Source organism: Candidatus Enterococcus willemsii, from assembly GCF_009933335.1.
Classification (GTDB): Bacteria; Bacillota; Bacilli; order Lactobacillales; family Enterococcaceae; genus Enterococcus_F; species Enterococcus_F willemsii.
In genome coordinates this window covers 1-12,081 of record NZ_MAEL01000042.1, presented here as the reverse complement: position 1 = coordinate 12,081, position 12,081 = coordinate 1, and the positions used below count along the sequence as shown (strand labels likewise).

The following is a 12,081-nucleotide window of genomic DNA, read 5'->3' as shown; positions in this document are numbered from 1 at the left end:
TTAAGCTTCTTGAGCTACTGGGTATACAGATACTTGTTTTTTGTCGCGACCTTTACGTTCGAAACGTACTACGCCGTCAACTTTTGCAAATAAAGTATCGTCTCCACCAATACCTACGTTTACGCCTGGATAAATTTTAGTACCGCGTTGGCGATAAAGGATAGATCCACCTGTAACAGTTTGACCGTCAGCACGTTTAGCGCCTAAACGTTTTGATTCTGAGTCACGTCCGTTAGATGTAGAACCTCCACCTTTTTTATGGGCGAAAAATTGTAAATTCATTTTCATCAACATGAGATGCACCTCCTATTTTGTTTGTGTGTTAATTTGGATATATTCGCTATTTTCTTCTTGAACAGCTTGGAGACCAAGTAACAGATTTTCTAATAAAATCTGGACAATGTTACTTTGTTCTTGTGTCATTTCAGTAGGGATTTCTACATAGATATATCCTTCTTCTTCTTCGTCTGCATCAATAATCGGTTGAACGCCCGCTAGCGCATCAATTCCATTTATTGTGCTAAAGATTAAAACTGACACTGCTGAACAGACAACATCATCACCATATTCTCCTGCATACGCATGACCTGAAATTTCGTATGAAACGATACGTCCAGAATCATTACGTTTAAATGTTCCTTTAATCATAGCTTACCCTGCTTTTTTGTAAGAATTAAGCGTTAATCGCTTCGATAACAACTTTTGTGTAAGGTTGACGGTGACCTTGTTTACGGTGAGTGTGTTTTTTAGGTTTGTATTTGTAAGTCACGACTTTCTTTTGTTTGCCGTGTTTTTCAACAGTTCCTTCAACAGTTGCACCAGCTACAGTTGGAGCTCCAACTTTAGTTGATTCGCCACCTACTAAGATTACTTCGTCAAATGTTACTTTTTGACCAGCTTCAACGTCTAATTTTTCAACGTAGATTGCTTGACCAACTTCAACTTTGATTTGTTTACCACCAGTTTTGATAATTGCGTACATGCTATACAGCACCTCCTTGTAATATACTTAGACTCGCCATCCCAAGTGACTCACGTGCTTAAAAACTTGTTCTGTGCGGTTGTAGCTGTGGAGTCCACAATTACAACGTTTATATCTTATCAAAAAGTTCATTCAACGTCAATGAAAAGTTTTTAATTTTTTTCATTAATTCTGCCAATAGGCTGGGATTGTTTGTTCGTAGGCTGTAATCGCCGCTTCTTCCTTCAAAGTAATTCCGATTTCATCTAAGCCATTTAATAATTTATGTTTCCAAGTTGAATCGATCTCAAAGGAATATTCATATTCACCTGAAACTACTTTTTGATTAGGTAAATCAATCGTTATCTTGTCAGTTGGTGCTAAGGATGCTAGTTGTTCTAGTGCAGGACGTGGCAATGAAATTGGAAGTAAACCATTCTTCAACGAATTCATATAAAAAATATCGCCAAAGCTCCCTGCAATCACTGCGCGAAAACCATAATTTGCGATTGCCCAGACTGCATGCTCTCGAGAAGAACCACCACCAAAATTATCTCCTGAAATTAAAATAGATGCCTCACTATATTCAGGAAAATTTAGGATAAAATCAGGATTTGGTTTTCGACCGGAAAGATAACGCCAATCATCAAATAAAAATTCACCAAAACCTGATTTTTCAATCAATTTCAAATAAGTTTTCGGTAAAATCTGATCAGTATCTAAATTATCATTCATAAAAGGAACTGTTTTCCCCTCATAGACTGTAAAAGGTTCCATTAATTTTCCCCTCCTATAATGTCACGTACATCAATAAAGTGACCATGAATCGCAGCTGCTGCAGCCATCGCTGGACTACATAGATGCGTGCGAGAGTTTTTCCCTTGGCGACCAACGAAATTTCGATTAGATGTGGAAGCACAATGAATAAATTCTGGTACCTTATCTGGATTCATTCCTAGACACATTGAACAGCCAGGCTCACGCCATTCAAAACCGGCTTCGATAAAAATTTTGTCTAACCCAATTTTTTCGGCTGCGTGGCGGACCGGTCTTGAACCTGGAACCACAATCCCAGTAACCCCATCTTTAATTTTTTTGCCTTTTAGAATTTTGGCTGCTTCTTGTAAATCTGACAAACGACCATTCGTACAAGAGCCAATAAACACATATTCAATCTTAATATCTGCTGGTTTTTGTCCAGGTTGTAAATCCATATATTCGTAAGCTAGCCGATCATTATGATCTTTTATCTCAGGGAACGGTTCGTTAAATGCGACCCCCATTTCAGGATTGGTCCCCCATGTTACATAAGGAGCTAGCGTCGAAACATCTAATTCCAATACGCGATCATACTCAGCATCTTCATCCGCATAAAGCGTCTGCCAATCAGCAATTGCCGCATCCATATCTTTCGGTGCATATTCACGTCCACGGACATATTCAAACGTCTTCTCATCTGGCGCCATCATCCCCATTTTCGCGCCACCTTCAATTGACATGTTACAAATAGTCATTCGTTGCTCCATGGTTAAACCTTCAATTGTATCTCCATAAAATTCTGCCGCATAACCAACGCCAAAATCAACGCCATATGTGGCAATCAATGCTAAAATGATGTCTTTGGCATAAACACCTGGTTGTAATTTACCAGTCACATGTACCCCTAAACGCTTTGGTTTTTTTTGCCAAATCGTTTGTGTAGCTAGGACATGTTCCACCTCGCTTGTTCCAATACCAAAAGCAATCGCTCCAAAAGCACCATGAGTGGCCGTATGTGAATCACCACAAACGATGGTTTTACCTGGTTGTGTTAAACCGACTTCTGGCCCAACCATATGCACAATTCCTTGGCGTTCTGAACCGTTATCACATAGCGTAATGCCAAATTCTTCACAGTTTCTACGTAGTGTATCAATTTGTTTTTTTGAAACCAAATCCGTAATGTTAAAGATATCTTTGGTTGGTACGTTGTGATCCATGGTTCCAAATGTTTTATCTGGACGGCGAACGGTACGACCAGCTTCACGCAACCCTTCAAAAGCTTGCGGTGAAGTCACTTCATGAATCATTTGCAAATCAATGTAAAGAAGTTGCGCTTCGCCTTCTTCTCCGCTGACAACGTGACGTTCCCAAACTTTATCAAATAGTGTCTTTCCCATCTGAAAAACTCCTTTTTATTTCAAACTTTATGCTAACTTCTCTAAAATCGCTTCTGTAAAAGCGGTCGTTGTTGTCGTTCCACCTAAATCTTTCGTTAAAATACCTTCTTCCATCGCTTCAAAACATGCTGTCTCGATTCGATCGGCTTCTTCATGCATATCAAACGATTGACGCAGCATTAGACTTGCTGACAAAATCATTGACACGGGATTGGCAATATTTTTACCCGCAATATCAGGTGCTGATCCATGAATAGGTTCATATAAAGACACACCTGATTCACCGTGACTGGCACTTGGTAAAACACCTAACGTTCCAGGTAAAACTGACGCTTCATCGCTTAGAATATCCCCAAACAAATTCTCGGTCACAATCACATCAAAAGCGGTTGGATTTTGAACAATGCGCATCGCTGCTGAATCAACATATTGATGTTCTAGCGTACAATCTGGAAATTCTTGCGCGACTTCTTCTGCTACTTTGCGCCATAGTTTACTGGTTGCTAACACATTGGCTTTGTCTACCGATAACACATGCTTCCGACGACCACTTGCAATTTCAAATGCTTGACGAATAATTCGTTTGATTTCATCGACATTATAGCGATTTGTATCATAAGCTTCGTTTTCTCCCAAATGTCTCGGTTCGCCAAAATAAATCCCACTCGTCAATTCTCTAACAACAATAAAATCTGTGCCTTTGACAATATTTTCTTTAATTGGAGACAATGGTAACAACGCATCAGGCACGGAAATCGGACGAATATTTGCAAATAAATTTAATTCCCGACGCAAAGCAAGCAAACCTTGTTCAGGTGTTTTTTCTGCCTGTTCCCATTTAGGACCTCCAATAGCCCCTAATAAAATAGCATCCGCTGATTGGCATGCAGCCAATGTTTCTGATGGTAATGGTTCACCTTTGGCATCGATTCCGGAACCACCGAAATCTTGGGCATCAAATTCAAATTGGACATCCGAATGCTCGACCGCTTTTTTCAAAACGGCTAGTCCACTCGCCATAATTTCTGGTCCAATACCGTCACCTGCTAACACAACAATTTTTTTTACCATTTTAGTTTGCTCCCTTTTCCTTCAGAATTGCACTCGCTTGTGTATAAGCTTTGGCAGAGGCTTGCAAGACATCGAAGTCAACACCAATTCCATTGATACGTTGATTCGTCACTTGGCATTCGATTGAAACGTGAACTTCTGCTTGAGCATCTTCGCCACTTGTCAACGCCATGATTTCATAGTTGACTAAGCGCGGCTGTTGTTCAAAAATTTGGTCAATTGAATTATAAATCGCTTGAATACTTCCTGAGCCGATAGCTGATGCGGTATGAACCTCTTGATTTTCATCAGAAATTGAGACGACAGCACCTTGGTAACCATTGGATACATATTGTAGTTGAACTGTTTTTAATTGATATTTTTCTTCACTGTGACGGACTTCGTCAGCTTGCAAAGCAATTAAATCTTCATCTGTAATATGTTTCTTCTTATCAGCCAGTTCTTTAAATTTCTTGAACAACTGTTTAACTTCTTCTTCCGTTAGATTGTAGCCAAGTTCAGCCATTTTAGTTGTAAAAGCGTGACGACCTGATAATTTTCCTAATGGTAGAGAATTTGTTTGTACCCCAACCAATTGCGGTGTAATAATTTCATAAGTTTCAGGATTTTTCAAAACACCATCTTGATGAATACCTGATTCATGTGCATAGGCATTACCACCAATGACGGCTTTGTTCTTAGGAACACCAAATCCTGATAGACGAGCGACAATATCGCTAGTACGCTTCGTTTCATTTAAAACAATATTTGATTCACATCCATAAAAGTCTTTGCGAATATGCAAAGCGACTGCGACTTCTTCTAAAGCTGTATTTCCAGCACGTTCACCAATTCCGTTAATCGCTCCTTCTACTCGGTTTGCCCCGTTCTCAATCGCGGCCAAAGCATTAGCAGTTGCCATCCCTAAATCATCATGACAATGTGAAGAAAAGATAATGTCTTCTTCACTTTGAATGTTTTCAATTAGATAAGCAAAGAGTGCGCCATATTCTGTCGGATTTGAATAACCTACTGTATCCGGTACATTAATAATTGTGGCTCCCGCATCAATCGCAGTTTGAACTGCTTCTAATAGGAATGCTTTGTCTGTCCGTGTAGCATCTTCTGGTGAAAACTGAACTTTCTCAAAACGTTCTTTTGCGTAACTAATATGTTCTTTAATTGATGCAATCACTTGCTCTCTTGTCAATTTTAATTTGTATTTCATATGGACATCACTGGTAGCTAGAAAGATATGAATTTGTGGATATTTTGCATCTTTTAATGCTTCATACGCACGGTCAATATCTTTTTTCTGGCAACGAGCCAAGCCAGCAACAGTCATTTTAGTCGCTGATTTTGCAATGGCTTGAACAGCTTCAAAATCACCTTGAGAAGCAATTGGAAAACCTGCTTCAATCGTGTCAATTCCCCATTTTTCTAGTTGCATAGCAATTTGGACTTTTTCGCTGGTATTGAAATTTACACCTGGTGTTTGTTCGCCATCTCTTAGGGTTGTATCAAAAAATTGAATTTTTCTCATTTTCATTCGACCTCTTTCAATATAGTTTAGTGGTTAAAAGTATAAAAAAAGCACTCCACAAAGGCCTTCCTTTATGCAATGCGAATAGGACTCTTCTAATGTACAAAAGAAAAGAGTCCTGTATCATAATAATAATAAAAATGTCGTTGTATTTACTCGTTGAATTGTCATAATAACCACCCAGTCAATTAGTTCTTGATAAAAAGATACCGAATATTAAAAAAGAAGTCAATAGTTTTGTGCTAATTTTCTGAATATTTTGTCAGAATAAAGAAAAGAGGATTATTGAACACAATCCTCCAATAATCCTCTATTTTACCGTATAAGTGTTTTTATCCCATTCATAGATAGCATCCAAACCAAAATATTGTACAAAAGTCGTCACCGCATTCGCTTCAAAACGATTCGTAATTGCCACTTTCTCTACTTTGCCTTGTTCGTAACCGGTTATCACAAAGCGGCACAGTTCCTTGCCTTTTGAGAAAAGTGAAACGACTTGATTGTCTCGTTTGAATTCATAATTTTTATTTTTAGCATAGCCCTCATCATAACCATCTTTACACAACATCTCAACAATTTTTACTTTCTTAACCAAGTGAATGCTCCTTTCCTTTTTGTAAAATTATACACATATTTAGGTATTTAGCAATTATTTTTAAAAAGAAAAACACCTAGCATGGCTAGATGTCTTCACTCTTATTCAGTTGCCGTTTCTCTTTTGAACACATAATAAATCAAACTACTTAAGGCCACACCTAACAAGATACCAATGGCTAAATTATGTGTATAAACAATCACACTTACTGTAACTAGCAAAATAAAACACTCTGTTAACTGAAATGTGCGGAATAAATGCAGACTTTCCCAATCAAAAGTATCAACCGCAACAGTCATCATGATTCCAATTAAAGCAGCAGTGGGAATAGCTACCATAATATCTTTAAATACAAAAATAAATAATAACAACATGGCCCCAGAAATTAACGTCGATAGCCGTTTCCGTCCACCCGACTTAACATTCACAACGGCTTGCCCAATCATTGCACAACCAGCTTGTCCACCAAATAAACCAGTCACAATATTTGCTAGCCCTTGTGCTTTCACTTCTCTTTGACTATCACTGGAACTATTGGTCATTTTATCCACAATTGGTACTGTCAGTAACGACTCAATCAAACCAATCATCGAAAGCGCCAAAGAAGTCGGTAAAATAATGAGCAATGTTTTAAATGTCATTGGCACAAATGGTAATGACATTCTTGGTGCGATATCGGTCATTTTTCCTAAGTCCCCCACAGTCTGTAGATGGTCCTGGAAAAAAAACGAAAGGATGGTCATCACCACAATGACAATCAATGCTGGTGGTAATATCTTTGTAAATTTAGGCAACACATAAATCAAAAGAATACTCCCTACAATCATCAAATACGAAGCAATCGTTTGATTAGGTAGCTGTTGGACCTGCGCCATAAAAATTAAAATCGCCAATGCATTAACAAAACCAAACATGACTGTCTTCGAAATAAAACGCATCAATTTATGAATACCTAAGTATCCCAAAATCAATTGGAGTATGCCAGTCAAAATTGTGGCAGCAATCATATAATTCAACCCGTGAGCATTCACCAAATTCGCAATAACTAATGCCATGGAACCTGCTGCAGCAGAAACCATGGCTGGACGTCCTCCGGTAACAGTTACAACTAATAAGGTAACAGCTGAAGCAAACAAGGCCGACAGTGGTGGCACCCCTGCAATAATAGCAAAACCGATAACTTCAGGTAGAATAGCAACCGAAGAAACCAATCCAGCAAATAAATCATTCTTTTCATTACCCAACCATTCATTTTTTGTACTACGAAACAACATATCTAGTCCCCTTTTTCATTTTTTCCAACAAAACGTTATTATCTTATCACAATTTAGAATTAGCTCGAAGTAAGGTGCCTATAAAGTATTTCTTGCTAGATACCTATTCTCATTTTTATTAAAAAATTATTTCTCATTTTCTACGTATTTTATAGTAATTAGCTTAATGAACACAGAAAAGTTCTTTTTTTCATTTTTTATAGTTTTTTTTTTGACAGAAAAAGAGATATAACTTGCTACTATAGCGGAATCACTGTAAAATTTAATTGACCTTGTTAAACGAAAAAGACCCTTATTATTTCATTTAACATTGAGGATTTTTATTAATTATGAAAATAAAAGGAGGCATTCGTATGAAGCATACAAAAAAATGGGTTGCAATTACACTAGTTTGTAGCCAGCTGTTATCTGCAATTCCCGTTACCGCAACGGAATTTGCACCTGTAGAAAATTCTGAAAGTATTACACAACAGTCTACAAACGAGGTAGCTGACATGACAGAGCCACAACCAGAAGAACCAGCCACAACACCTGAAACACCTACAGAAGAAATACCCACTGATTCAATGACGCCAGACGAATCAGAAACAACAGTCCCAGAAACAACGCCTGAAGGACCTGAAGTAACTCCTCCTTCTGAAGAACCACAACCCGAGGAGCCAGAAACAACGCCTCCTTCCGAAGAACCTTCAACTGAGGATCCTGAAACAGTCCCATCAGAAGAACCAAAAACAGAGGTGCCTACAACAAAACCTTCTGAAGAAGTAAAACCCGAAACACCCAAACCAAAACCTTCAGAAAAACCCAAAGTAGAGACACCGAAAACTAAACCTTCACCACAACCAGTACCAACCCAAAATTCAGGAAATCAACAAGTGACAGCACCTGAAGTATCTACGCCAACACCTGTTCAGCAAAATCCTAATCCTACAATTCCAGGAATGACTGAACCAAAAGAATCAACTATTCGCGTGTCACCAACTAAAAATACTTGGGAATTTATTGAACGTATTGGGGATGTTGCTCGTGAAGTTGGGCAAAAGGAAGATTTATACGCTTCTGTCATGATTGCTCAAGCGATTTTAGAATCTGGTGGCGGACAAAGCCAATTAAGTCAAGCGCCTTATTTTAACTTATTTGGTATCAAAGGTTTTAATGAAAACAAAGGTGCGAGCTTCCTCACACAAGAAGATGACGGTAGCGGTAATTTATATACAATTACATCCACTTTCAGAGTCTATAAAGATTACGAAGAATCTTTAACGGACTACGCCAAGTTATTAAAAGAAGGCCTTCCTTACAATAAAGAGTTCTACAAAGGTACTTGGAAATCAGAAACAAAAGATTACAAAGAAGCAACAGCTTATTTAACTGGAAAATATGCAACTGATACACAATACGATCAAAAATTAAATGCAATTATTGAAGCTTATGCTTTAGCGGCCTATGATCATCCGAAAGTAGATGTACCAGAAGGCAGTGATAAATTCATTTTACCTGTTCAAAATCCTGTATTAACTTCTGGATTCGGCGAACGTTGGGGTGAATTCCACCGTGGCATTGATTTTGCTGTTTCCATCGGAACACCTGTCGTTGCTAGTCAATCAGGAACAGTTATCCGCTCAGAATATCATTATTCTTGGGGAAATTATGTAGCGATTAAACATGAAAATGGTTTAACTACATTGTATGCGCACAATTCTGCATTAAAAGTTTCAGTAGGAGACGTAGTCAAACAAGGCGAAACAATCGCTTATGCTGGTAGTACCGGTAACAGTACTGGACCTCATGTGCATTTTGAAGTAAGCTCATCACCAAGCCTAGCGCAAGATCAGCTAATCAATCCTATGGACATTTTAACAAGATAAAAAAAGACTTTGCCTCGATATTCATTTGAGGCAAAGTTCTTTTTTATAATTTATCATGCATCTCTTCTTCAATAATTTGAATTCGTTCCTCAAAACTCAATTCTTTATAAATTTGATGTAACATCCACATATAGCCAAATGGATCAACAAAAATTGAATTACTCACTGCATTATCCATCATATTTGTAATACCTTGAATCTCTACACAACCATTTGCTAAAGCTTTTTCATGCGTTTTGGCAATATCTTCCACTGAAATATTGAACCAAATGGTATTTGGATGTTCTTGATCTGGCGCGTTCAAGCCATACTCTTTATTTTCATCTAACATATGGAATCTCGTATCATAAAGTGTAAATACGGCTTCATTCATCCCTTCTGAATAATTCGTCGCTTCCACTACTTCAATATCAAAAATCTCCTTGTATAACTCTAAGGCTTTCAAACTATTTTTTACAACAAAATCAATTTCAGTTCCTTTAATCATCTTTGTTTCCTCCTTAATTAATTCAAGTTGCTCTTCTATTTTCTTCATTTTCTTTTGTTCATCTGCAATAATTTGCTGTGATTGTTGCTTCTTTTTCTCTAAAATAGTTTCGAGAAACTGTACATCTTGCATCCGTTCTAACGTAATATTAATTTCTTCAATTTTAAAACCAGAATCACGCAACAATAAAATTTGATTTAACTGTGAGATTTGATGAGGACTATACAAGCGGTATCCTTTTTCATCAATCTCTGCTGGACTAAAAATGCCGCGCTCATCATAATAACGTAGCATACGAGTGGATACTTTTACTAACTTAGAAAATTGGCCAATTTTATACATAAGTCACTCCTACTAATAGTTAATCAATTAAGCTATAGGTGTATCATAAACCTTGACACAGTGTGAATGTCAACGGAAAGGTTGAGTTATTTTTTAATTTTGTAAATTTTGGCTTCTTTATTGAGAATAAAATGAAAGCTACGATGTTACACGAAAAAGCAAAGATTATCTAACCAAAATCAGAAAATCCTTGCTTTTTATACCATTTAATCATTGGTTTTATAACAAAAAACCGTTAAGAATAGTTATTCTTAACGGTTCATCTACGTCACAGGAGGGATTCGAACCCCCGACCGTCCGCAAACAAACCTTGATATATCAACGTTTGTTAAGCTTCTCAGGGATACTATTGATTCGCGATTTACATCTGTTTTTTATCGCCTTTTTTATTATGTTAGGTAGTCGAACTTGCCTCGAACTAGCACGTTTTTTCAATAAAATAACAAAAATTCAGAAAGGATTGAAACAAATGGCTAGAAAAAATCGAGGAGAAAGCATATTCAAAGTGAATCAATCTGCACCACTAGAAGCTTCAAATTTAGATAATTTCATCCATTGTCAAACACCAAATGAAATCAATAAGATAGAAATTCACATGGCTTTAAAAAGAGTCTTAAAACAAATGGAATTAAATGGCAACCGTCCACGAACAATGAATGATTATAATAAGCAATTTAATGATTTTATCAATAAGTGTGAAATTGTTTATATTTCCGACATAACGATTGATAAAATCTATCAATGGCTAGAATCAATGAGAGATGTTCAAAATAGCACGAAAAGAATCCGATTCAAAGCAGTAGCTGCTATTCTTAATCGTTTCTTTGAAAATGGTTGGATTCCAAATAAATTCTGGCGTGTTATCAAAATTAAAGTAGATGAAAAAGTCAAAGAAGCGACTACACCAAAAGATGTTGACAGACTTCTTAGAATCCTTGATTTATCAAATTATTTTGAGTTTCGTGATGCTTGTGCAGTCTTGTTAATTTATCAAACAGGAATAAGAATCAATACTTTAAGCCAACTTGAAACAAAACACATTAAATTCGACCAAAAATGCTTAGTTTTAGATGGAAGTATCATGAAAAATAGAAAATTATCTATGCTTCCACTTTCTGATGATATGTTAGAAATGTTGTCTTTGCTTATGTATCAAAATGACATCATACGAAACAGTAAAAATATAGACAACAATCTAATATTTATCACTATGGAAGGCACTTCTGTTCAAAAATCAGATAAATCAAATGCTATCAGGAGACGAATAGGAACTTATTCAAAAGATTTTGATATTCCTAACTTAAATCCCCATGCTTTAAGACGTGGATTCGCAACAAATTTATTACGGAAAGGTGCATCAGTAGCCCTTATTTCTAAAGCATTAAGCCATGCTGACTTAGAAACAACTTCTCGTTATTTATATTTAGATAGCACAGAAGCATCAAATGAACTAAGAGGCTATCTTGATTGATAAATTCTCTATTCAATAAACAAAACAAGGTTACTCTGATAAAAGAATAACCTTGTTTTGTGTTGAGTCTTAATTCAAAATCCATATATAAAATGTCGTTTTGCTCTAAAAAGTTAAGTATATAAGTAAAATTTTTTAGGAAAATGTATCTTCATATATTTTCAATACAATTAATTTCTTTTTATTAGCAGAAGCAGAAAGTTCTTGCTTTAAACTTCTTCTCCTCAGAAAAATCAGTTTAGACGTCACTTAACAAAATGGTCTATGGCAAGTTTTGTAACTTTACAGCTGATACTTTATATTATTTATTTAATAACAATGTGAACTAAGA

12 protein-coding genes, 1 pseudogene and 1 other annotated feature are annotated in these 12,081 nt (G+C 36.6%); of the genes and pseudogenes, 2 read left to right on the top strand and 11 right to left on the bottom strand.

Annotation, left to right across the window (positions count from 1 at the left end):
* From rpmA to BAU17_RS07675, 9 genes are all read right to left on the bottom strand, one after another.
* On the bottom strand, positions 1-294 hold the full coding sequence (gene rpmA / locus BAU17_RS07715; RefSeq protein WP_048604848.1) for a 50S ribosomal protein L27: 294 nt from the start codon (positions 292-294) through the stop codon (positions 1-3).
* 12 nt (positions 295-306) lie between these two features.
* A complete protein-coding gene (locus BAU17_RS07710; protein WP_161902234.1) occupies positions 307-648 on the bottom strand; it encodes a ribosomal-processing cysteine protease Prp in 342 nt (113 codons plus the stop codon).
* Between the two features lie 25 nt (positions 649-673).
* Positions 674-982 carry a 50S ribosomal protein L21 gene (gene rplU, locus BAU17_RS07705; RefSeq protein ID WP_161902233.1) on the bottom strand — a complete coding sequence of 103 codons (309 nt, stop codon included), beginning with the start codon at positions 980-982 and terminating at the stop codon, positions 674-676.
* 19 nt (positions 983-1,001) lie between these two features.
* Positions 1,002-1,073: a sequence feature (ribosomal protein L21 leader region), on the bottom strand.
* 74 nt (positions 1,074-1,147) lie between these two features.
* Positions 1,148-1,738 (bottom strand): 3-isopropylmalate dehydratase small subunit, encoded by a 591-nt coding sequence (leuD, locus tag BAU17_RS07700; protein ID WP_161902232.1) that lies wholly within the window; start codon positions 1,736-1,738, stop codon positions 1,148-1,150.
* Positions 1,738-3,120, bottom strand: coding sequence for a 3-isopropylmalate dehydratase large subunit (leuC, locus tag BAU17_RS07695; protein ID WP_161902231.1), 1,383 nt, complete (start codon positions 3,118-3,120; stop codon positions 1,738-1,740). The genes leuD and leuC overlap by 1 nt, the downstream gene beginning before the upstream one ends.
* 27 nt (positions 3,121-3,147) lie before the next feature.
* Complete coding sequence (gene leuB / locus BAU17_RS07690) at positions 3,148-4,191, bottom strand: 3-isopropylmalate dehydrogenase (RefSeq protein WP_161902230.1); 1,044 nt, start codon at positions 4,189-4,191, stop codon at positions 3,148-3,150.
* Position 4,192: 1 nt separating this feature from the next.
* A complete protein-coding gene (locus BAU17_RS07685; protein WP_161902229.1) occupies positions 4,193-5,713 on the bottom strand; it encodes a 2-isopropylmalate synthase in 1,521 nt (506 codons plus the stop codon).
* A 310-nt stretch (positions 5,714-6,023) separates the two neighbouring features.
* Positions 6,024-6,308: a hypothetical protein gene (locus BAU17_RS07680; RefSeq protein ID WP_161902228.1), complete on the bottom strand. Its 285-nt coding sequence runs from the start codon at positions 6,306-6,308 to the stop codon at positions 6,024-6,026.
* A gap of 101 nt (positions 6,309-6,409) precedes the next feature.
* Positions 6,410-7,582, bottom strand: coding sequence for a SulP family inorganic anion transporter (locus BAU17_RS07675; RefSeq protein ID WP_161902227.1), 1,173 nt, complete (start codon positions 7,580-7,582; stop codon positions 6,410-6,412).
* Positions 7,583-7,935: 353 nt separating this feature from the next.
* On the opposite strand from BAU17_RS07675, the gene BAU17_RS07670 reads away from it, so the two are divergent.
* On the top strand, positions 7,936-9,450 hold the full coding sequence (locus BAU17_RS07670; RefSeq protein ID WP_161902226.1) for a peptidoglycan DD-metalloendopeptidase family protein: 1,515 nt from the start codon (positions 7,936-7,938) through the stop codon (positions 9,448-9,450).
* Positions 9,451-9,493: 43 nt separating this feature from the next.
* Here BAU17_RS07670 and BAU17_RS14200 read toward each other — a convergent pair whose 3' ends face one another.
* Together BAU17_RS14200 and BAU17_RS14300 are read right to left on the bottom strand one after the other, a co-directional pair.
* Entirely contained in the window at positions 9,494-9,937 is a 444-nt protein-coding gene (locus BAU17_RS14200; protein ID WP_237579096.1) for a VOC family protein, read from the bottom strand.
* Between the two features lie 147 nt (positions 9,938-10,084).
* Positions 10,085-10,279, bottom strand: a pseudogene (locus BAU17_RS14300) (MerR family transcriptional regulator); the annotation flags it as partial.
* 469 nt (positions 10,280-10,748) lie between these two features.
* Here BAU17_RS14300 and BAU17_RS07660 point away from each other — a divergent pair.
* Positions 10,749-11,750 (top strand): tyrosine-type recombinase/integrase, encoded by a 1,002-nt coding sequence (locus tag BAU17_RS07660; protein ID WP_161902224.1) that lies wholly within the window; start codon positions 10,749-10,751, stop codon positions 11,748-11,750.
* The last annotated feature ends 331 nt before the right edge of the window (positions 11,751-12,081 follow it).

Bases quoted from the DNA above. Each gene is read 5' to 3' on its own strand.
- rpmA (WP_048604848.1), bottom strand. From the start codon at position 294: ATGTTGATGAAAATGAATTTACAATTTTTCGCCCATAAAAAAGGTGGA.
- BAU17_RS07710 (WP_161902234.1), bottom strand. From the start codon at position 648: ATGATTAAAGGAACATTTAAACGTAATGATTCTGGACGTATCGTTTCA.
- rplU (WP_161902233.1), bottom strand. From the start codon at position 982: ATGTACGCAATTATCAAAACTGGTGGTAAACAAATCAAAGTTGAAGTT.
- leuD (WP_161902232.1), bottom strand. From the start codon at position 1,738: ATGGAACCTTTTACAGTCTATGAGGGGAAAACAGTTCCTTTTATGAAT.
- leuC (WP_161902231.1), bottom strand. From the start codon at position 3,120: ATGGGAAAGACACTATTTGATAAAGTTTGGGAACGTCACGTTGTCAGC.
- leuB (WP_161902230.1), bottom strand. From the start codon at position 4,191: ATGGTAAAAAAAATTGTTGTGTTAGCAGGTGACGGTATTGGACCAGAA.
- BAU17_RS07685 (WP_161902229.1), bottom strand. From the start codon at position 5,713: ATGAGAAAAATTCAATTTTTTGATACAACCCTAAGAGATGGCGAACAA.
- BAU17_RS07675 (WP_161902227.1), bottom strand. From the start codon at position 7,582: ATGTTGTTTCGTAGTACAAAAAATGAATGGTTGGGTAATGAAAAGAAT.
- BAU17_RS07670 (WP_161902226.1), top strand. From the start codon at position 7,936: ATGAAGCATACAAAAAAATGGGTTGCAATTACACTAGTTTGTAGCCAG.
- BAU17_RS14200 (WP_237579096.1), bottom strand. From the start codon at position 9,937: ATGATTAAAGGAACTGAAATTGATTTTGTTGTAAAAAATAGTTTGAAA.
- BAU17_RS07660 (WP_161902224.1), top strand. From the start codon at position 10,749: ATGGCTAGAAAAAATCGAGGAGAAAGCATATTCAAAGTGAATCAATCT.